Origin of the sequence: Candidatus Chryseopegocella kryptomonas (genome assembly GCF_001536065.1) — a bacterium.
GTDB classification, from domain to species: Bacteria; Bacteroidota; Ignavibacteria; order Kryptoniales; family Kryptoniaceae; genus Kryptonium; species Kryptonium kryptomonas.
In genome coordinates this window covers 62,459-82,884 of the sequence record NZ_CZVW01000009.1, presented here as the reverse complement: position 1 = coordinate 82,884, position 20,426 = coordinate 62,459, and the positions used below count along the sequence as shown (strand labels likewise).

Annotated in this window: 19 protein-coding genes; 11 read left to right on the top strand and 8 right to left on the bottom strand. The window is 36.2% G+C overall.

Annotated features, from left to right (window positions below; all coding sequences use genetic code 11):
- From AWW83_RS09885 to AWW83_RS05365, 7 genes are all read left to right on the top strand, one after another.
- Window positions 1-887: BamA/TamA family outer membrane protein (locus tag AWW83_RS09885; protein ID WP_234697255.1), on the top strand; the 887-nt coding region annotated here is incomplete at its 5' end.
- A gap of 120 nt (window positions 888-1,007) precedes the next feature.
- Window positions 1,008-2,372 (top strand): tRNA (N6-isopentenyl adenosine(37)-C2)-methylthiotransferase MiaB, encoded by a 1,365-nt coding sequence (gene miaB, locus AWW83_RS05390; protein WP_092349653.1) that lies wholly within the window; start codon window positions 1,008-1,010, stop codon window positions 2,370-2,372.
- On the top strand, window positions 2,326-3,027 hold the full coding sequence (locus AWW83_RS05385; protein ID WP_092349650.1) for an SPOR domain-containing protein: 702 nt from the start codon (window positions 2,326-2,328) through the stop codon (window positions 3,025-3,027). The genes miaB and AWW83_RS05385 overlap by 47 nt, the downstream gene beginning before the upstream one ends.
- Window positions 3,024-3,800, top strand: a complete 777-nt coding sequence (locus AWW83_RS05380) for an MBL fold metallo-hydrolase (protein WP_092349648.1) — start codon at window positions 3,024-3,026, stop codon at window positions 3,798-3,800. The genes AWW83_RS05385 and AWW83_RS05380 overlap by 4 nt, the downstream gene beginning before the upstream one ends.
- 6 nt (window positions 3,801-3,806) lie before the next feature.
- Window positions 3,807-4,979, top strand: a complete 1,173-nt coding sequence (locus AWW83_RS05375; RefSeq protein WP_092349645.1) for a sigma-54 interaction domain-containing protein — start codon at window positions 3,807-3,809, stop codon at window positions 4,977-4,979.
- Entirely contained in the window at window positions 4,945-5,484 is a 540-nt protein-coding gene (locus AWW83_RS05370) for an LptE family protein (protein ID WP_092349642.1), read from the top strand. Before AWW83_RS05375 ends, AWW83_RS05370 begins: the two co-directional genes overlap by 35 nt.
- Before the next feature lie 22 nt (window positions 5,485-5,506).
- Window positions 5,507-7,075, top strand: coding sequence for a cellulose synthase family protein (locus AWW83_RS05365; RefSeq protein WP_092349639.1), 1,569 nt, complete (start codon window positions 5,507-5,509; stop codon window positions 7,073-7,075).
- A gap of 2 nt (window positions 7,076-7,077) precedes the next feature.
- Here the strand turns inward: AWW83_RS05365 and waaF are convergent, their stop codons facing one another.
- Window positions 7,078-8,094, bottom strand: coding sequence for a lipopolysaccharide heptosyltransferase II (gene waaF, locus AWW83_RS05360; protein WP_092349636.1), 1,017 nt, complete (start codon window positions 8,092-8,094; stop codon window positions 7,078-7,080).
- A gap of 58 nt (window positions 8,095-8,152) precedes the next feature.
- Here waaF and AWW83_RS05355 point away from each other — a divergent pair, with 58 nt between their 5' ends.
- From AWW83_RS05355 to AWW83_RS05340, 4 genes are read left to right on the top strand one after another with little or no spacing between them, the layout of a single operon-like run.
- Window positions 8,153-9,667, top strand: coding sequence for a sigma 54-interacting transcriptional regulator (locus AWW83_RS05355; RefSeq protein ID WP_092349633.1), 1,515 nt, complete (start codon window positions 8,153-8,155; stop codon window positions 9,665-9,667).
- Between the two features lie 18 nt (window positions 9,668-9,685).
- A complete protein-coding gene (locus AWW83_RS05350; protein ID WP_092349630.1) occupies window positions 9,686-10,339 on the top strand; it encodes an MBL fold metallo-hydrolase in 654 nt (217 codons plus the stop codon).
- Window positions 10,329-10,964: a flavin reductase family protein gene (locus AWW83_RS05345; protein ID WP_092349627.1), complete on the top strand. Its 636-nt coding sequence runs from the start codon at window positions 10,329-10,331 to the stop codon at window positions 10,962-10,964. Before AWW83_RS05350 ends, AWW83_RS05345 begins: the two co-directional genes overlap by 11 nt.
- Window positions 10,965-11,010: 46 nt before the next feature.
- On the top strand, window positions 11,011-12,117 hold the full coding sequence (locus tag AWW83_RS05340) for a vWA domain-containing protein (RefSeq protein ID WP_092349625.1): 1,107 nt from the start codon (window positions 11,011-11,013) through the stop codon (window positions 12,115-12,117).
- 1 nt (window position 12,118) lies between these two features.
- On the opposite strand, the gene AWW83_RS05335 is transcribed toward AWW83_RS05340, so the two are convergent.
- The 7 genes from AWW83_RS05335 to AWW83_RS05305 form a co-directional block, all read right to left on the bottom strand.
- Window positions 12,119-12,826, bottom strand: a complete 708-nt coding sequence (locus tag AWW83_RS05335) for a metallophosphoesterase family protein (RefSeq protein WP_234697254.1) — start codon at window positions 12,824-12,826, stop codon at window positions 12,119-12,121.
- A gap of 93 nt (window positions 12,827-12,919) precedes the next feature.
- The gene (locus tag AWW83_RS05330) at window positions 12,920-13,819 is read right to left on the bottom strand and encodes a serine hydrolase (protein WP_092349622.1); all 900 of its coding nucleotides are present in this window, start codon (window positions 13,817-13,819) and stop codon (window positions 12,920-12,922) included.
- 6 nt (window positions 13,820-13,825) lie between these two features.
- Window positions 13,826-15,253 carry a sodium:solute symporter family protein gene (locus tag AWW83_RS05325; protein WP_092349619.1) on the bottom strand — a complete coding sequence of 476 codons (1,428 nt, stop codon included), beginning with the start codon at window positions 15,251-15,253 and terminating at the stop codon, window positions 13,826-13,828.
- 18 nt (window positions 15,254-15,271) lie between these two features.
- Window positions 15,272-16,453, bottom strand: coding sequence for a M24 family metallopeptidase (locus tag AWW83_RS05320; RefSeq protein WP_092349616.1), 1,182 nt, complete (start codon window positions 16,451-16,453; stop codon window positions 15,272-15,274).
- Window positions 16,454-16,521: 68 nt separating this feature from the next.
- On the bottom strand, window positions 16,522-17,940 hold the full coding sequence (locus AWW83_RS05315; protein ID WP_092349613.1) for a class II fumarate hydratase: 1,419 nt from the start codon (window positions 17,938-17,940) through the stop codon (window positions 16,522-16,524).
- Between the two features lie 71 nt (window positions 17,941-18,011).
- On the bottom strand, window positions 18,012-19,445 hold the full coding sequence (locus AWW83_RS05310; RefSeq protein WP_092349610.1) for an oligosaccharide flippase family protein: 1,434 nt from the start codon (window positions 19,443-19,445) through the stop codon (window positions 18,012-18,014).
- Window positions 19,442-20,404 carry a GNAT family N-acetyltransferase gene (locus tag AWW83_RS05305; protein ID WP_092349607.1) on the bottom strand — a complete coding sequence of 321 codons (963 nt, stop codon included), beginning with the start codon at window positions 20,402-20,404 and terminating at the stop codon, window positions 19,442-19,444. The genes AWW83_RS05310 and AWW83_RS05305 overlap by 4 nt, the downstream gene beginning before the upstream one ends.
- Window positions 20,405-20,426: the final 22 nt, after the last annotated feature.

The following is a 20,426-nucleotide window of genomic DNA, read 5'->3' as shown; positions in this document are numbered from 1 at the left end:
GAACTTTCACTGATTTTGAAGTTTTTAAAATTGAAGGAAGATACGGCGGTGGATTTGGATTAAGAAAAAGATTTTCATCCACGCTCACAATTCCACCATTCCACGATGTCAATTTAAAAGTTCAACTTTTTAAATCAACAAACAATGATTATCTTGACGATGTTTATAAATGGACGGAGGGTAGATTGACGAGAATCATCGCTGGTTATACATATTCAAATTATGGTAGATTCTGGCGGACGAAGTTTTCGCTTTCTTTTGAATCTTCAACAGTTTTGAGCGATTTTAACTATTCAAAAATTTATTCCGAGCTTGTTCAATCTTTCAGGTTGCCGTATGGATATTTGCTTGCTTTGAGATTCTTCGGAGGTTATGGAAAGGGCTCAATTCCATCTCAAACGAAGTTTTTCCTTGCTTCATCATCACCGATTGAACAATTTTATCAACCGATATACAGAAGTAAAGTTTTCTCCGCTGATGTAAGAAAACACATTGAACCATATGGCGGTGCTGGGTTGCGTGGATATTTTGATCAAAACTTTGCGGATGATAGAGCTTATTCCGCAAATGTTGAACTTCGCTTCCCATCTTTTCTCCCATTTGTTAAAGTTCCAATTTTGGGGCAGTTTTTCAGGACATTGATTTTCTTTGATGCTGGAAAAGTTTGGAGTCAGGGTGAGAGGGCAAGTTTGAAGAATTTGAGGTATGATCTTGGAGTTGGATTGAGAAGCAATTTGCTGGAACAAATTTCAAATCTTACAAATCTTTTATCCGATGCTGGGATTAAGACAGTAAGGTTTGATTTTCCAATTTATGTGAGCCATCCTTTGAACGGGGAAAAGAAATTAAAGTTTAGATGGATTTTGGGGTTTGATGCGACATTTTGATTGTTAATTTTGGGGCGGGAGAAATCCCGCCCCTTTTAATTTTTTCCATTTTGTTTTTCGGCTTTCGTTTTTTAAATTTAAATAAGTTTAATCCGTCAAAATAAAAAATTCACGGGTGAGATGAGCGAGAGCAAGAAAATTTACATAGAGACATACGGATGCCAGATGAATCTGGCTGATTCGGAAATCGTTCTTGGGATTATGAAAAAGCACGGATTTTCACTCACGGATGACGCTTCAAAAGCAGATGTCATACTTGTCAACACATGCAGTGTAAGGGAACACGCAGAGCAAAGGGTTATCGGAAGATTGAATTCATTTTTGAGATACAAAAAGAGAAATCCAAACCTTGTCATTGGAGTTCTCGGTTGCATGGCTGAAAGATTGAAGAAAAAGTTGATTGAGGAAGAAAACATCGCAGATATTGTTGTTGGTCCAGATGAATATAGAAAACTTCCTCAACTTGTTCAGGATGCATTTGAAGGGCATAAAGGTATTGCGGTGAGATTATCAAAAGTTGAAACCTATGATGACATAACCCCGTTGAGAACGGAAGGAATAAGTGCGTGGATTACAGTTATGAGAGGTTGCGATAAATTCTGCACCTTCTGCGTTGTGCCATTCACAAGAGGTAGGGAAAGAAGTAGACCTCTTGAAAGTATCGTCAAAGAAGTTGAGATGCTTTCTGCGCAGGGTTATAGAGAAGTTACTTTGCTTGGTCAAAATGTTAACTCCTATCGTGATGGAAATTATGACTTTGCTGATTTACTTTCAGCCGTTGCGCAGGTTGATAGAAATATGAGAGTAAGATTTACAACATCTCACCCGAAAGATATGTCGGATAAATTGATAAAAACAATAGCCGAACATCCAAACATTTGCAATTACATCCATCTTCCAGTTCAATCTGGCTCTGATAGAATTCTTCAATTGATGAACAGAACTTATGATAGAAAACATTATCTTGAACTTGTCAAAAAGATAAGAGAAACAATCCCAGGTGTAAGTTTATCAACCGATATAATTGCAGGTTTCCCGACTGAAACGGAAGAAGATCACAAGATGACTTTGAGTTTGCTTGAAGAAGTAAGGTTTGATGGCGCTTTTATGTTTAAGTATTCACCACGTGAAGGAACAAAAGCATATGAGATGGGAGATGATGTTCCTGATGAAGTTAAAATCAGAAGGTTGAACGAGATAATTGAATTGCAACAAAAAATTTCGCATGAGATAAATCAAGGTTTGATCGGCAGTGAAGTTGAAGTTCTTGTTGAAGGTGAAAGCAAGCGCTCTTCCGAGCAATGGATGGGAAGAACGGACACAAATAAAGTAGTCATATTTCCGAAAGATGAAAATGTAAAACCTGGCGATTACATTATTGTTCGCATAAAAAACGCAACTTCCGCAACTTTATTCGGAGACATAATTAAAATTCTTCATGAGAAAAACACTTCTAAAAATACTCCCGTTTCTTCTCTTAATTAATTTTGCTTTGACACAGGATGTTGATATAAGCAGGTATATTTATCTTCTTCGTGTTGGAGATGTTGAAAGCGTTAAGGGTGCAATTGACAGTTTAAAAAAAATTTATCCAAATTCTGTTAATTTAAAGTTTCTTGAAGCAAGCATAACCGAAGATGCTCAAGAAGCGGTAAAAATTTACTACGATATTGCATTAAACCATCCAGAAAGTGAATTTTCCGACGAATCTCTTTTCAGAATTTTTCAATTTTACTATGCAAAGGGAGATTATGAACAGGCGAAAAAAGAGCTTGAACGATTGAAAACGCTTTATCCAGCGTCTCCTTACGCTGGGATAAATGTTCGCTTTCCGAGCGCTGGTGAGATCTCAATAGCTGACAAATCAGGGAGAAGACCTTCTGAATCAAAAGTTGATTGCAATTATTCTCTTCAAGTTGGGGCATTTGTTGATAAAAACAACGCAGAGAGAGAAAAAGAATTTTTTGAGAGTAAAGGTTATGGTGTAGAACTTCACACTAAATTTAAAGATGGGAAATTGTTTTATATCGTCTGGGTTGGATGTTTTTCAGACAGGAAAGAAGCAGATAAAGTCAAAGATGAGATAAAGCGAAAATTCGGAAGAGAGAGCATCATTATTTCAACAGTGGGGATAAGATGAAAATCACAATTTTCGGAAGTGCATCTGGAATACCAGAAAAAGGCAGGGCTCAAACTTGCATTGGGCTTGAATCAAATGGTAGAATGATTTTGCTTGACATCGGAGAAGGCGCAACATCTTCAATATATGCAGATGGAGTTGAACTTGACAAAATAGAAAAAGTTTTTATCTCACACACTCATGCGGATCATTTTATTGGGTTACCACGACTTCTTCAATTTATGAAATGGAAAAAGAGGAAGAAACCGTTGGAGATTTATCTTCCTTCAAAGCATATTGACGCAGTGGAAAAATTTTTGCCGTTTTTATACATCTTCAGAGAGAGATTTGATTTTGAATATAAATTTTTGCCTTTGCCAAAGGACGAAATTTTTATTTTTGAAAGTTTGAAAATGAAAATTTTCCCAACACAACATTTGAAAAAGTATCAAAAATTTGCTGAAACTTACGGAGTTGAGACGAACTCATACGGATTTTTGATTGAGGAAATTTCAAACGATGGAACTGGTGCGAAAAAGTTTCTTTTTTCATCAGATATTTATTCTGTTGATGAAGTGAAAAATTATTTTGAGGGACTTGATTTACTTTTGATTGAGTGTGCGCACATTGAGATTGAAGATATAATTGATGCTGTTTCGGATTTTGAAATTCCAAAAATAATTTTGACACATGTTGCGCCAGAGAAAGATTTAACCACGATGCTTGATTACGCACGAATGAAGTTTGATATGAACATTGAGCTTGCTTGTGATGGAATGAAAATAGAATTGTAAAGAATTATGCTATCATACGAGGAAATACAGGAAAAATATGGGATTTACGGAGAGTCACAGGCGATAAGAGAAATTGTTGCGGTCATCAGGCAGGTTGCTCCGACGGATATAACGGTTTTGATAACGGGAGAAAGTGGCGTTGGAAAAGAACTTGTTGCAAGAGCGATACACGGCGAAAGTAAAAGAGCCGAAGGTCCTTTCGTTATTGTTAATTCAGGTGCAATTCCAGAGGGAATTCTTGAATCAGAACTTTTTGGACACGAGAAGGGAGCTTTCACTGGCGCTGTTGAGACGAGGAAAGGTTATTTTGAGATGGCTGATGGCGGAACAATCTTTCTTGATGAAATCGGGGATATGCCGATAGCAACGCAAGTTAAGATTTTGCGTGTGATTGAAACTGGTGAATTTATGAGAGTTGGCTCATCTCAATTGAGAAAAGTTGATGTCAGAGTTATCGCAGCTACAAATAAAAATCTTGATGAAGAAGTAAAGCGTGGGAATTTTCGCGAGGATTTATATTATCGTTTGAGAACTGTTAACATTTACATTCCACCGCTCCGTGAAAGGAGAGAAGATATACCAATTTTGTTTGAGAAATTTGTTTCCCAGTTTTGCGAAAGAAATAAAATTGCTTTTGCTGGCATAACTGACGATGCAATGCAAGTTTTGATAAGTTATCACTGGCCTGGAAATGTGCGTGAGTTAAAAAATTTTGTTGAGAGTATCCTTGTCCTTGAGAGTGGTAAAGTAATTGATGCGAATATGGTAAGAAAGTATTTGAAGTATGATTTTGCTCAATTTGATTATTCACGAAATTTGCCGATTAAATTCGGAAGAACCGCTGAACAAGCAGATAGAGAGTTAATTTATAGAGCATTGATTGATATAAAAACGGATTTGCTTGAAATAAAAAATTTACTTGGCAATCTTGCTGACTTTGTTTCAAAGCAAATCTCATCTCCACTTGCTCTTCCAGAGGCAAAAATTGATCTGAAAACTGGAAATGTGATTGAAAATTTCTCACTTGTTGATATGGAGAAGCGAATGATAAAAGCTGCGCTTGATAGATTCAACTGGAATAAACGACTTGCAGCAAAAGCTTTAAAGATAAGTGAAAGGACACTTTACAGAAAGATTAAAGAATATGGACTTGAAGAGGAGAAAAAGAAAAACGGTTAATTTTAAAATTTTGCTCGGTTTTATTATATTTGCATTTGCATTTTTAATTTACGCTTGCAGATACTCATTTACAGGTGCTTCTGTTCCACCGCATTTGAAAACGATAGCGATACCTGTGTTTGACGATCAAAGCGGTTATGGAAGAGCAACTTTGCGAGAGGAATTAACGCAAAAAATAGTTGAAAGATTTATTCAAGACAACACATTGAAAATAGCGGATAGAAACACGGCTAACTCAATTCTTGAGGGAGTTATCCTAAGCGTTCAAGATAATCCTGTTGTTGTAGGGAGTGGAGAAAGGATAAAAAAATCAAGGATAACGATAACGGTTCGTGTAAGTTTTTACGATATGGTGCAAAGGACGAAGGTTTGGGAGAGAACCTTTTCAAACTGGGGAGAGTATGATCTTGAAGGAAATGTTCAATTAAACTTGCAACTTGGGATACAGCAGGCAATTGAAAAACTTTCTGAGGATATTTTGCTTGCAACGGTTGCAAACTGGTAATTTCAAATAAATTGGAGAATTTATGTTAGAGGAATTTGTTCTTGCTCTTTACCTTGTTTCAATTCTTGTTCTCTCAATTTTTGGTTCTCACGGATTCGTTCTCGTTTATTATTACTTCAAAAACAAGAAAGATGAAATAGAAGGGCGAAAGAAGAAATTAAAACCGAAAACGCTTGAAGAACTTTTTGGAGAGGAGAAAAATTTTCCAAATGTGACGATTCAACTTCCGATTTATAATGAGTTTTATGTTGCGTCACGACTTCTTGATGCAGTTTCAAGAATGGATTACCCAAGAGATAAGATGCAGATTCAGGTGCTTGATGATTCAACAGATGAGACAGTTAATGTTGTTGCTTTGAAAGTTATGGAATTAAAGGGTAAAGGTTTTGACATTGAACATATACGCAGGGGGACGAGGGAAGGTTTTAAAGCAGGGGCTTTGAAATATGGTTTAAAATTTGCGAAGGGAGATTTTATTGCAATTTTTGATGCTGATTTTGTTCCTAATCCAGATTTTTTAAGAAAGACGCTTCCGTATTTTTATCTTGATGGAAATATCGGAATGGTTCAAACGCGATGGGAACACATAAATGAAAATTATTCTCTTTTGACGCAGGCGCAAGCACTTGCTTTGAACGGTCATTTCATAATGGAACAATATGTCAGAAATGAATCAGGATTTTTTATAACATTCAATGGAACTGGCGGAATATGGCGAAAAACTTGTATTGAAGATGCTGGAAATTGGGAAGGTGATACGCTCGCAGAAGATATGGATTTGAGTTATAGGGCACAGCTTAAAAAATGGAAATTTGTATTTTTGAAAGATGTTGTCTCGCCTGCTGAATTACCAGCTGAGATAAATGCATTAAAGTCCCAACAATTTAGATGGACAAAGGGGGCAATTGAAGTTGGTTTGAAGTATCTCAAAAGAATCTGGAGCGAAAATCTTCCGTTGAAGGTTAAACTTGAAGCGACATTTCATCTGACGAACAATTTTGTTTTTCCATTTATATTGATAACCGCTTTGCTTAATCCAATTGTTGTTATGATCAAAGAGAGCGGACAATATGATTGGTATTATTTTGTTATGGGTGTCTTTGTATTGCCGTTTTTTGGTCCTTTTTTGGTTTATATGCTCGCTCAAAAAGAGATTTACAAAAACTGGAAAGATAAGATAATTTTGTTTCCTTTGTTTTTAGCTGGAAGTATGGGGCTTGCGGTCAATAATACGCGTGCGGTTGTGCTTGCGCTTCTTGGCAAAAAAACAGAATTTGTCAGAACTCCCAAATATGGAATAAAAAGTGAAGGTGAAAAATGGGAGACGAAAAAATATGTCGCTTCAAGGGTTGAGTGGGTTACTTTTGTTGAGCTTGCGCTTGCGGTTTATATGTTTGCTGGTATAATGTTAAGTGCTTATTATCTTGAATTAGCAGCTATCCCGTTTCAAGCGATGTTTTTCGCAGGATTTTCGTTTATAGGTGCACTTTCAATCAAGCATTCAAAAGTTTGGGGTGAATATTCAAGGCGTCTGCAAATAGCGTGGAATGTGATTAAAGGTAAGTTTGCGTATAAAAAGATAGAATTTTAGCGTTAGCTTGAAATAATTTTTTCACATGCTTTAAAGACATCATCAACCTGGATTGAAAGCATGCAATTGAAGTGTCCTTTTGGACATTTGCTTCGTCCAATGTGAGAACAAGGTCTGCACGAGATGGGTTTTTCAACGACGATGCTTTTAGTTCCATATGGGAAGAAACCGAATTCTTTAACTGTTGAACCAAAGATTGCGACGACTTTAGTTTTGACCGCCGAACCTATGTGCATAAGTCCAGAGTCATTTGTGACAAGCAATTTACACAGCGATAAAACTCCTGCTGATTCAAGAAGTGTTGTCTCACCACAAAGATTTATCGGTTCACCATGCATCGTTGATTTAACCCTTGCGCATATTTCTCTGTCTTCAATTCCACCGAGTAAAATTATCTTTGCGTTAAATTTTTCAACGAGTTTATCGGCAAGTTGTGCAAATCTTTCCGCAGGCCATCTTTTCGTCTCGTGTTTAGCTGAAGGAGCAATTGCGATGTAGAAATTTTCGCTTGAAAAATTTATTTTATTCTTTGCAACATCAATTATTTCCGCAGGAACAAATATATCAAGCCCTTGGTTATCATTTTTGATAGAAAATCGCGTTACCGTTTCAATGTATCTTTCGGCGACAGGAATTGCATTTTTATATAAATTGATTTTAAATTTTATCAGAAGAAACCTTTTGAAAACACGCTTGTTAATTTTAACAACCTTCGCACCTGAAAATGTTCTTAGAAAAACGCTTCTAAAATTATTGTGAATGTCAATGATTAAATCGTATTTTTCTTTTAAAATTTGATGTTTTAATCTTAACAGTTCTTTGAAACCATTGCTTGTGTCAAGTTCAATCAAATTTGTGATGTATGGGTTATATCTTAAAAGTTCCGAAAATTCTTTTTTAACTATAAAATCAATTTGTGAATCTTGAAATTTTTTTCTCAAAACCCTCACGAGAGGCGTTGCGAGGACAATATCTCCGATTGAACTCAATCTTATTATTAGTATTTTGTGAAATTTCATTATCTTTACTCATTGTTTTTATTAACAAAATTTACAACAACAAAATCAAATTTTAAATATGAAATTTGCGAAAACAATAGGCGAGCTGAAAAAATCTGGATATAAAGTACTCCCAGTTAAGGAGGAATTAAGAAAAAATGTAATTCAAAAATTAAAGAACAACGAAGTTCTTTTCCCTGGGATAATTGGATATGAGAAAACGGTAATCCCAGCGATAATAAATGCGATACTTTCAAAGCACGACATTATTTTGCTTGGGTTGAGGGGACAAGCGAAAACGAAGATCGCAAGAATGTTTGTCAATCTTCTTGATGAGTATATCCCTATAATAAAGGGATGTGAAATCAACGATAATCCGTATAAACCACTGTGTAAAAGATGTGTTGATCTTGTGAAGGAATACGGCGATGAAGTTGAAATTGAATGGTTGCCGAGAGAAAGAAGGTATGGCGAAAAACTTGCAACGCCGGATGTTACAATAGCAGATTTGATCGGAGATATTGACCCGATAAAAGCAGCAACTCAAAAACTTTATTATTCACACGAAGGCATCATTCATTGGGGAATTATTCCGCGAACAAATAGAGGTATTTTTGTCATCAATGAACTTCCTGATCTTCAACCACGAATTCAAGTTGGCTTGTTTAACATAATGCAGGAAAGAGATATTCAAATTAGAGGTTTCAATATAAGAATTCCGCTTGACATTATGATAATTTTCACCGCAAACCCGGAAGATTACACAAATCGTGGAAATATAATCACGCCGTTAAAGGATAGAATTGGCTCACAAATTTTAACACACTATCCAAGGACAATTGAAGATGGAATTAAAATAACGGAGCAAGAAGCGTGGATTAACAGAGATTCTGGTAAAAAGGTTGTTATACCTTACTATTTCAAAGAGATAATAGAGCAAATTGCTTTTCAAGCGAGAATGAGTGAGTTTGTGGATCAAAAGTCAGGTGTTAGCGCAAGGTTGACAATTTCGTGTATGGAAAACCTTGTAAGCAACGCGGAAAGAAGAGCAATAAAATTTAATGAAGATGTTGTCTATCCAAGAATTTGTGATTTGAACTTCGTTCTCCCTGGGATTACAGGGAAAATTGAGCTTGTTTTTGAGGGTGAACAAGAAGGAAGTGTTAAGGTAAGTAAAGCGTTAATCGGTAAAGCAATTCGTGAAGTTTTTAAAAAATACTTCCCTGATCCACTTCCAAAAGCAAGATATCACTCTTATGAAGAAAAAGGAAAACCGCAAACTCAATCTGGACATCAAGAATATGCACAAATAGTTGCGTGGTTTGAAAATGGTAATAAAGTTGAAATTTCGGATGAGATGCCAATTGATGAATTTTATGCTGAACTTTGTAAAGTTAAAGGATTAAAAGAAATTGCGGAAAAATATCTCAAGGTTGATGAAAGCGACAAATATGCTATGGCAACGGCTATGGAGTTTGTCCTTGATGGACTTCATCAGTTTTCAAAAATTGCCAAAGATGAAATTGACAATGTCAGCTCTTACAAGGATATGGTTGTTAGCATTTTTTCAAGTAGAACAAGAGAAGAATTTTAAAAATAAATTAGAGAGAAAATGATCGTAAAAGCTTTTGAATCAGGACCACTTTTGACAATTGGTTATCTTGTCATTGATGAGAAAAGCGGTTATGCTGTTGTAATTGATGCGCCGAAAGATTCCGCAGAGGAAATTGTAAATGAAGCGAAAAAAAGAGATTGTGAAATACTTTGCTTAATCAACACACACGGTCATTGGGATCACATAGCAGATGATTCTGAAATAGTCAGATTAACAGCTGCGAAAGTTGCAATTCATCAAAAGGATGTAAATTTGCTTGAGGATCCGAAATCCGTGATTTATGAGTTACCTTTCAGAATCGAGGGGATAAAACCAGACATTATTTTAAATGATGGTGATGTGATAGAGGTAGGTGAGTTAAGGTTAAGGGTTATTCACACGCCGGGGCATACGCTTGGGAGTATATGCTTGTATGAAGAAAACGAAAAAGTTTTGTTTAGCGGTGATACATTGTTTGCTGGAACGATTGGGAGGACAGACCTTCCGGGTGGCTCTTTTGAAGAAATAATAAAATCAATTCAAGAGAAACTTTTTGTCCTTGAAGATGATGTCGTTGTATATCCAGGGCATGGACCATCAACTACAATCGGAAAAGAGAAACAATTTAATCCATTTTTTAACACAATTGGATTAGATAGAGATGAAATTTAATCCGAAAGAACTTTCAAAATCGCAAGCTTATAAACTTTTGATAAGCGCTCTCATCCCAAGACCAATTGCTTTGGTTTCAACAGTTAATCAAGATGGAATTGTAAATGTTGCTCCTTTTAGCTTTTTCGGAGCGATGAGCTCAAAACCACCGATTATTTACGTTTCAATTGACAGAAAAAGAGACGGGGATAAGAAAGACACTTTGAAAAACATGGAATTGACAGGGGATTTTGTAGTTAACATTGTAACTGAGGAAATAGCAGAGAAGATGAACATATGCGCTGTTGATTTTCCTTATGGGATTAGCGAAGCTCAAATTGCGGGACTTACACCAGTTGAAAGTGAACTTGTCAAAGCTCCGAGGATATCTGAATCGCCAATAAATTTTGAATGTAAAGTTTTAAAGATAATTGAAATTGGAGAATCGCCGAACTCTGTTGTTTTAGGAGAAGTTGTTTTGTTTCACATAAATGATGAGATACTTGAGAATGGAGTTGTCAATCCAAAAAAGTTGAAAGTGGTTGGACGACTTGGTGGAAATCTTTACACTCTTGTTGATAATGTTTTTGAAATGAAGCGAATGAGTTATGATGAATATAAAAAAATTTACGGTATGGATGATTAGTTTCACTGGTTTAGGTTTTAATTGAAAATTAAATCTGGTGATAGAAATGTTTATCAGATATTCAAAATGGACGGAACAATCAATGACTGATGAGCAAAGGTTGCAACAGTTGCTTTCGCTTTTCAGTTATCTTCTTTTGAAAACGAGTGGAGATGTGAGAGAAGCGCTTGAGTGGATGAGAGCGATAGGTGAAGAAAATGATTTATTTGACGAAAACTTTACATTTGATGATTTCGTTCAAAAACTTAAAGAGCTTGGTTATATAGAAGAAGCAAAAGATATGATGATTTTGACGACAAAGGGAGTTCAAAGAATAAGGCAAGATGCGTTAAATGAAATTTTCACAAGTTTGAAGAAAAGTCCTGTATCCGGATTTCACGAAACGCCTCATTCTGGTGAAGGAATTGATAGATTAAGTGAGACAAGACCGTATCAATTTGGAGATCAGCCGACAAACATTGATTTGACTTCAACGGTGACAAATGCTTTGATAAGGGATGGGATTGAAGATTTCACAATAAGAGAGGATGATTTGCAAGTTTATGAGACGGAATTTATGACTTCGTGTGCGACGGTGATTTTGCTTGACATAAGTCATAGTATGATTCTATATGGCGAGGATAGAATAACACCAGCGAAACAAGTTTCCCTTGCGCTTGCTGAGCTTATAAAGACAAGATTTCCAAAAGATAAACTTTACATTGTTGTTTTCGGGGACGATGCAAAACTTATAACTTTATCCGAGCTTCCATTTGTGAGTGTTGGTCCATATCATACGAACACAAAGGCAGCGTTGCGACTTGCAAGGCACTTGTTGAGAAAGGAAGGAAATGTGAATAAACAAATTTTCCTTGTTACGGATGGGAAACCCTCAGCTATATTTGAACCCGATGGAAGATTGTATAAAAATTCTTTCGGGCTTGATCCAAAGATAGTGAATAAGACGCTTGATGAAGCGGTTGCCTGCCGAAGGGAGAAAATAACAATTTGCACATTTATGGTTGCGCGAGACCCGTATTTAATTAACTTTGTTGAAGAGTTAACGAAGGCAAATCGTGGACGCGCATATTATTCATCGCTTGATAAATTGGGCGAGTTTGTATTTGTTGATTACATAAGAAACCGAAGGAAGCGAATTAAGTATAATTTTTGATTCACACACCAACAAGAATTCTCCTTGCGAGAAACTCAGGCAAGCCATTTTGTATAATTTTAATTGACGCTTTTTCAACATCATATTCCGACCGAATTTGCTCGTATGTCCAAGTATCTGTGTCAAATATCCCAAAACATAATCTCCAATCCCCATCTCTCGGTTGACCTACGCTTCCAACATTGATGATGTATCTTATGTTTTTGTCAATTTTACCGTTATAAGTTCCTTTTTCGGGGAAGACACCGGGAAGATGTGAATGACCAATGAAACAAATTTTTTCATTGAAATACTGAAATTGAATTCTTGCTTGAGCTTCGGTGAATATATATTCCCATTCCTTTGGTTGGGCTGGAGCGGAATGAACAAAGAGAAGATTTTTAAATGAAATTGTTAAGGGAAGAGATTTTAAAAATTCAAGATTTTCTTTTGTTAAAACTTCTCTCGTCCAAAGGTCTGACTCACGAGCGTGGGAACTAAAATAAAAAAGTTCCGTCGGATCAACCGCAACCGCATAATCATGATTTCCCATCACAACATACTTAACACGTTTTCTTATCAGCTCAACACATTCATTTGGATTTGCTCCATAGCCAACTATATCGCCAAGGCAAACAATTTCGTCAATGTTTTTGGTCTCAATGATTTCAAAAGCTTTTGTCAATGCCTCAAGATTTGAATGTATGTCGGAAATAATCGCAATTCTCAAATCTCGCCCGATAGAAGTTAGCCCGAAATTTTTAACAAATTTAAAAAATTTTTGGAAAATTGAAAAATGATTTTATCTCGTGTTGAAAAAGTTTCACTTTAATAATTCAATTGGGACTCTTGTTCCATATTTTGTTGAAAGTGAGGTGCGCCAGAAATGTTCGTATGCAATTTTTGAAATTTGTGCGATTGTTTCACCAGCTGATGTTAAGTTATAATTACTCATTATGATTATAACATACGGATGTCTTGGAAGAAAAACAATTCCCCATTCACAGGTTACGCCTTCAATTCCTCCAGGTTTATTCGCAATTTCAATGTTCTGTGGAAGATATTTATTCAAGTTCGCTTCTTTTTCCTTTTTTAAAATTTTGATCGCTTGTTCAGATATCTCTTTGCTTACAATTTGTCCTTTGTAAAGCATCTCCATAAATTTCATCGCTTCAAATGGAGTTGAAAGATTTTCTTCGCCTCTTGCGGATGCATCTGGGCGAATCATCTTGCGTTGAAGCTTTGTGTTTTTAAATCCAAGTTTTTCAAGTGTTTTATTTACATTTTCCATTCCGACAAGATCAATCAATATATTTGTTGCTGTGTTATCACTTACGGTTATCATAAGAACCGCAAGATCGTATATGCTTAGCTCAGAAAGCCCGTCCCCGAATTCTTTTAAAACACCGCTTCCACCAACTTGATATTTCTTTTCAATTTTAATTTTGTCTGTCAGTTTAAATTTTCCTTCATTTGCTTGTTTCAAAACTTCAACAAGGATTGGAATTTTAATGGCGCTTCCTTGTGGGAAAAGAAGATTTTCGTTGATTAAAAATGTTTCGCCCGTAGCAAGGTTTTTTATTGCAACTCCTATGACACCGTTTGAAGTATCAGCGATGAACTTTATTTTTTCAAATGTTTTTTTGTGCAGTATTTCAAGATTTTCGGGTTGAGATATTGCGATTGAGAAAATTGCGATCAAGGGAAAAATAATTTTTTTCATTTTGGGTTAATCTTTATTATTTTCAACAAATGGTTTCCATTTTTCTGGTGGATCTGGTGGAGTAAGTAAACTTACGACTATCAAAACAAGTATTGAACCAGCAGCAGCTGGCAGGACGATGTAGTCGGCTTCAAGCAATGGTTCTTTTCTAAACATATTTATCAGTGTGATTATCAATGTTATTCCCATACCTGTTGCTATGCTTGCAACTCCACCTGCCGTTGTTACTCTTTTCCAGAGAAAAGCAGCAAGAAGTGCGGGTGTAAGTCCCGCTCCAATCATTGTGTATGCAGTTAAAGCCATTTGAAGAACAGTTTGAAATCTCGTCAGTAGAAGGTAGCCGAGAAAACCAAGGACGAAAATTAAAATTCGTTGTAAAGTTATTATCTGCTTATGAGTTGCGTTTGGATTTATGAATCTTTGATAAATATCTCTTGTCAGATTTGTGCTTGGTGTCAAGAGAAAACTGTTTGCGGTTGATATTATTATCGCCATTGCAGCGACTATTAGCATAATTCCGATGATAGGAGGGAGACCGATTTCACTGCCGTGAGTTGCAAGATGTAAAATTACTTTTTCTGTTTCTTCAAGTTTAAACTTAACGCTTGCGAAAACAGCAAGTGCAGTAATTGATGTTTCAATTATTATCGTTCCGATGACCCAGAAGATGACTGCTTGTCTTGCGGATTTTGCATCTTTTGCGCTGAAAAATTTTTGATACATACTTGATTCGCCAAGCAGTAGGAAAAATGTTGGAAAGAAGACACCCATCGCCCATACAAAATCTTTTTTTCCGAAAACAGCAAATCTATCAGGCGGAAGAGTTTCTCTTACCGTTGTCCATCCACCAACATCGTGTAAAACAATTGGCACAGCAAGCGCAATTCCAAGAAGCATCAAAGTTCCGTTTATAATGTCCATCGTGATGACTGAAATTAAACCTGCAAGAGCGGTAAAAAGAACGACGAAAGCAGCGGTTATAATTATCCCTTGTTCAACTGGAATTCCTGCAACAAGATTTAAAACAAATGCACCACCTTTAAATTGATAACTTGCAATTGTGACATAAGCGATTACGATGGTAATTGTCCCGAGAATTCTTGCCCATTTGTTATATCTTTGTTCAAGTATGTCTGGCATTGTGTACTGTGCAATTTTTCTGACTCTTCCTGCGAGAAAATATACGATTACAATTGCAACCCAAGCACCTGCCGAGAGCCAAAGTTCGGAAAATCCAACTCTGTATGCAAGCCCCGCACCAGCAATTATACTTCCAGAGCCAATCCATGTCGCAAGCAAAGTTCCAACAAGTTTATAAACAGGAGTTGCTCTGCCTGCAACCATAAAATCTTCCTGCGTCTTAACAGTTCTAGTTTTGTAGATGCCAACTGCAAGTAAGATGGCAAGATAGACAATTATCGCTGTTAAAAACATTTTATCTCCTCTTTGTTTTTAATAGATTAAAACGAGTTCTTCCTGTTCTCTTCCTGTTATCAGTGCTTTCTTTTCAGAGTTAATATAAACATTTACTTCTGATCTAACGCCCATCTTTCCGGGTATATAAATTCCGGGTTCAAGTGAGAAAAGACATCCTGGGACAAGTTTTCTCAAATCTTGCGTTTCAAAATTATCAATGTTTGCTCCGTTGCCGTGGACATTTTCCCCGATTGAGTGTCCTGTCCGATGTGTAAAGAATTCGCCATAACCTTTCTCCTGAATATATTTTCTTGCGACTTCATCAACTTCCCATCCGGCGACTTCTTGATTTTGATTCAAACGATCTTGCAAAAATTTTAAAGCTTCTCTTCTTGCATCTCTTACGATGTGAAAGATTTTAACATAATCTTCCGGCGGATCATCGCCTATGAAAGCGCACCATGTTATATCGTAAAATATCGCTCCTGGTTCGTTTTTCTTTGCCCATAAATCAATCAAAAGTTTGTCACCGGGTTTAATTTCAACGCTGTTTTCCGGGGTTGGGTAAAAGTGTGGATTAACAGGATGTTCGTTTACTCCAACAATTGGCGGATCTTCATCGGATGTTAAGCCCTTGTCATAAAATCTTTTTAAAATAAATTGCTGGATCTCGTATTCTGTTTTATACTTTCCAGTTTTAATCCCTTTTCTTATCTCTTCAAATGCTTCATCAAGAGTTTCATCAACAAGTTTTCCAGCTTCAAAATGCGTTTGAATTAATTTTTCATCAATCAATGCTTCAAAAATTTGAACAAGATCAGCTGATGAAACAACTTCGTGTCCCAAACTTCGGATAAGTTCAACTGTCCCGGCGTCAACAATTGAAATGTAGGGAATTGAATTTAAAGGTGAATATTGCATTGCAATTTTTTTCGGAGTTCCAAGAATCTCTTTAAGTTTTTCGTGCAATTCACGCCATCCCGAATAGTAAAATTTTTCACCTGGCAGTGAATCAAGTTTATCTGGTTCAACTCTGTGAACAAGTTTTCTTGGATTTCCATTGGCGGGAATAAAGTAGAACCATCTTCTTGTCGCAAGTCCTTGAAGTGATAAACCGAGAATTTTCATTCCAATTTTATCTCGGTTGTGAAAGTCGTAAAACAACCAGCCATCAATTCCAAGTTCAGAAAGTGTTTTTTGTATTTTTTCAATGTTCATTTTTCAATTCAGATTTTATTTTTTGAATTAAAAAAGAACCGCAGGGACGAAGCCCTGCGGTGGCTAAATCATCCACCACCTGAGACACCTGCAACGAATCCACCTTCCGTCATCTTCCGTATGTCAAGAACTTTATCAAGTTCATCTTCCTTCATCCATCCAAGTTCAAGCACAACCTCACGGATTGTCTTATTTTCAGCCATTGCTTTCTTAACAATCTGCGCTGCTTTATCATATCCGATATGAGGTGTAAGTGCGGTTGCAAGAATTGCGTTCTGAGCAGCGAGGCGTTCCATATGTTTTTTGTTTGCAACAATTCCATTTATGCACTTGTCAACAAAGACATTGCTTGCATTTGCAAGTATCGTGATTGATTCAAGAAGATTTCTTGCTATAACCGGGAGAGCGACATTAAGTTCAAAATTTCCAGATGAACCAGCAAGCGTTACAACTGAATCGTTTCCAATTACTTGCATTGCGACCATAATTACCGCCTCTGGAATTACAGGATTAATTTTCCCAGGCATTATAGATGAACCGGGTTGAAGGGCGGGGAGTCGTATTTCGGCAAGACCTGCTTGAGGACCAGAATTCATCCATCTTAAATCGTTTGCAATTTTATAAAGTGCAACAGCAAGAGCTTTTAACGCACCGCTTAATTCAACCGCTGTATCCATTGATGCTTGGGCTGAAAAATGATTTCGTGTTTCTTTGAAAGGAATTCCAGTTTCCTGTGCAAGTGCTTCAGCAATTCTCTTCCCAAATTCAGGATGAGTGTTAATTCCAGTTCCAACCGCAGTTCCACCAAGTGCAAGCTCGTGTAATCTTGGAAGAACAGAGTTAATCCTTTCAATCGCAAGTTCAATTTGTGCAGCATATCCAGAAAATTCCTGCCCCAATCTCACAGGCATTGCATCCATAAGATGGGTTCTTCCGGTTTTGACGATGTCGTCAAATTCTTTCGCTTTTTCTTTTAGGGCATTGTGAAGTTTTTCAAGCGCTGGCAAAAGTTGTTCTTTTAAAGCGATTGCCGATGAAATGTGAATACATGCTGGGATCACATCATTTGACGATTGTCCCAAATTTACATGATCGTTTGGGTGAACGACGGATTTTTCACCTCTTTTTGCGCCCAAAATTTCACAGGCACGATTTGCAATGACCTCATTTGCGTTCATATTTGTTGATGTTCCCGAACCAGTTTGAAAAATATCAAGCGGAAAATGTTCATCAAGTTTCCCGTCAATTACCTCTTTTGCAGCTTCCATAATTGCGTTTGCCTTTGTCTCATCAAGTAGCCCGAGTTCTTTATTCACTTTAGCTGCACAATACTTAACAAGACCAATTGCTTTGATAAATGTTCTTGGGAATCTTATCCCACTTATTGGGAAGTTTTCAACTGCTCTTTGTGTTTGAGCCCCCCACAATGCCCAATCTGGGACTTTTACTTCCACAAGTGCGTCTTTTTCAATTCTGAAATCGGACATTTTTAATCTCCTCCTTTGTTTTTTGATTTCGTGCTTATGCAGTTAAAATTTTGAAAATAAAAATGAAAAATTCAAATCTTAAACATCAAACTCCACAAACGCAATGTCAAAAAGTAAATGATCGCAAAGGAAATCGCACTTAAAATAAATTTTAGAATCAAATCCTCAAACAATTTACCAATGAAAAAACTTATCAACGCCGATACAAGTGAGAAAATGAAAATTTTAAAAATGAAGTTGAAAGGCAAAATTTGGCTTAAAGAGATGCGATTTAATGCCCTTGAAATGAAGAAGAGCATTAAAATTGCCTCAAAATATGTTGAAGTGACAACTGCGATCGCTGGTCCGAGCAATCCAAATAATTTCACAAAAACAAGACCGAGCAAAACATTTAAAATGAGATCAAACAAAGACACGAACATATAAACTTTTTGTCTGCCGAGAGATGAAAGCACCGGGCTAAAAACGAGAACCCTTGTCAGAAGGAAAAATAAATAAACTCTGAAAATTGGAACACTTCCAATGTATTTGTCCGAAAAGAGAACGAGGATAAACTCTTTTGAAAAAAGCATAAGATAGACAAATGTTGGAATGATTAAAATTGATGTTGATTTTACGACATCATTTAACAATTTGGCAATCTCAGAGTTTTTACCAACCTTGTGAAGTTTGCTGATCTCTGGAAGGACAACGGCGATAAAGGAACTTGTTATTACTGGAACGATTGGAAGTTCTTTCGCAGCGATCGTATATGTTGCGTAAAGTTCTGTATTGAAATTACTTGCGATGATATATTTATCAACTTGTCTTGAAAGCGAAGCGCTGATGTGTCCAAGCATCAATGGAATTGTATATGAAGTGATCTCGCTTAATGTTGAAATTGAAAATTTAAAGCGTGATTTTTTTTCGTTAAAATTTTTAATCATATAAGCGGTGTAAATCAATCTGCCGAAAGCAATTGTTGAAAGACCCGCAAAGATAAAGGATGTGTCTTTTTTCAGGAGAACACAAAAGATGACGGTGAGAAAATAGAAAGATATTGTGATTGATGAAACGAGAAGGAGTTTTTTGAATTCGCTTTTTAATACAAGAATTGCGTCAAGAATTAGAGATGGAATTGAAAATAGAAGAAATGGGGCAAAATATGGGAAATTTTTCGCAAATAAGACATTGTTGAAAAGAGAAGATATTTCTGCTTTTAACAGGAAAAGTGAAAGTGTTAAGATCGCTCCTGCGGTTAAAAGTGTTAAGAATATATTTGTTATATATTCCACTGCGTTATCACGGGCTCCGAAGAAATAAATTGAACTTGTGAAAGCAAATGAGATGATTGGGGTTATCGTGTTAAAAATGAGCCAGAGTTGATCGTAAGATGCAAATTCAGATTTTGAAAAGTATCTCGCAAGAATTATCGTTATTATCAAAAGTCCAAGAAGATTGACAATTCTTGATAAGCTGACAAAACTTGCTTTTTTAACAATTCCAAAATTGTCCAGCATTTTCATTTCGTTAAAATTTTCAGAAACCCTTTGGCATAACTTACCTCAAAAGAAACTTTTATTTCGCCACCAAACTGCATTTTGAAAAAAGAAACACTTGGTATATCCGCACCGCAGAAGTCAAATTCTTTGACACCGTAATTTGAAAGATCTTCTAAAATTTTCCAGACGAGAAAATGTGAAGCGAAATCAATTTCCTTGTTCTGCGTTCCTGCGACTATGTCGTAAGCTTTATCACCCCAGATTGAAATCCCGCGAGATGCGATTATTTCACCAGTTTTATCAATGAGATGATAAACCTGAAGCATATTTCTCTCAACAAGTTTTTCAAGAAGTAATTTTAATTTTTCAATGTTGACGAAAAATTTCCTGCCTGTCCTCTCATAGCTTAAAATTTGGTGTTCGGCAAGTTTATCCACTGTGTTAGATTTTTTAACTTCAAAACCTTGCTCTTGTGCATATTTAATTTTTCTTTTGAGCGAATTGCTAAATCCATCCCAAATTCGCTCTGGCGATTCTGTGTTTAGTATGAAAGTATGCCGTGGTTTGATTTTGTAGCCAAGCCATTTGAACTGCCTTGTGTCAAGGATTGTGTGATGAAGTTTTAGAACAAAAAAATGTAAAGTTTGCGAAAGATATTCGTGGATTTTTGCGATGCTTTCGTTTATCTCTGTTATTTGTTTTTGAGGTTTTTCACGGTGAAAATTTTTAAATAAAATTCCGCTGTAATATGTGAAAAGAAGCGGAGTGGAAATTTTGAAGGAAAATTTTTTCTTAATCGGTAAAATTAAACCGGCGACTGTTTCATCACCTTTTTTAACGAGTATAGTGTTAATTGAAAAGTCAAATATCTCTGCATATGATTTGAGCCAGTTTATGCTTTGAAATGGATTTGATTGTGGGGAAGATAGGTTAAAGTTTTCAAATTCATCAACATCTGCGATTTTGATGTAAATTTTGGACATGCAAAAACTTTTTTATTTCAGC

Bases quoted from the DNA above. Each gene is read 5' to 3' on its own strand.
- miaB (WP_092349653.1), top strand. From the start codon at position 1,008: ATGAGCGAGAGCAAGAAAATTTACATAGAGACATACGGATGCCAGATG.
- AWW83_RS05385 (WP_092349650.1), top strand. From the start codon at position 2,326: ATGAGAAAAACACTTCTAAAAATACTCCCGTTTCTTCTCTTAATTAAT.
- AWW83_RS05380 (WP_092349648.1), top strand. From the start codon at position 3,024: ATGAAAATCACAATTTTCGGAAGTGCATCTGGAATACCAGAAAAAGGC.
- AWW83_RS05375 (WP_092349645.1), top strand. From the start codon at position 3,807: ATGCTATCATACGAGGAAATACAGGAAAAATATGGGATTTACGGAGAG.
- AWW83_RS05370 (WP_092349642.1), top strand. From the start codon at position 4,945: ATGGACTTGAAGAGGAGAAAAAGAAAAACGGTTAATTTTAAAATTTTG.
- AWW83_RS05365 (WP_092349639.1), top strand. From the start codon at position 5,507: ATGTTAGAGGAATTTGTTCTTGCTCTTTACCTTGTTTCAATTCTTGTT.
- waaF (WP_092349636.1), bottom strand. From the start codon at position 8,094: ATGAAATTTCACAAAATACTAATAATAAGATTGAGTTCAATCGGAGAT.
- AWW83_RS05355 (WP_092349633.1), top strand. From the start codon at position 8,153: ATGAAATTTGCGAAAACAATAGGCGAGCTGAAAAAATCTGGATATAAA.
- AWW83_RS05350 (WP_092349630.1), top strand. From the start codon at position 9,686: ATGATCGTAAAAGCTTTTGAATCAGGACCACTTTTGACAATTGGTTAT.
- AWW83_RS05345 (WP_092349627.1), top strand. From the start codon at position 10,329: ATGAAATTTAATCCGAAAGAACTTTCAAAATCGCAAGCTTATAAACTT.
- AWW83_RS05340 (WP_092349625.1), top strand. From the start codon at position 11,011: ATGTTTATCAGATATTCAAAATGGACGGAACAATCAATGACTGATGAG.
- AWW83_RS05330 (WP_092349622.1), bottom strand. From the start codon at position 13,819: ATGAAAAAAATTATTTTTCCCTTGATCGCAATTTTCTCAATCGCAATA.
- AWW83_RS05325 (WP_092349619.1), bottom strand. From the start codon at position 15,253: ATGTTTTTAACAGCGATAATTGTCTATCTTGCCATCTTACTTGCAGTT.
- AWW83_RS05320 (WP_092349616.1), bottom strand. From the start codon at position 16,453: ATGAACATTGAAAAAATACAAAAAACACTTTCTGAACTTGGAATTGAT.
- AWW83_RS05315 (WP_092349613.1), bottom strand. From the start codon at position 17,940: ATGTCCGATTTCAGAATTGAAAAAGACGCACTTGTGGAAGTAAAAGTC.
- AWW83_RS05310 (WP_092349610.1), bottom strand. From the start codon at position 19,445: ATGAAAATGCTGGACAATTTTGGAATTGTTAAAAAAGCAAGTTTTGTC.
- AWW83_RS05305 (WP_092349607.1), bottom strand. From the start codon at position 20,404: ATGTCCAAAATTTACATCAAAATCGCAGATGTTGATGAATTTGAAAAC.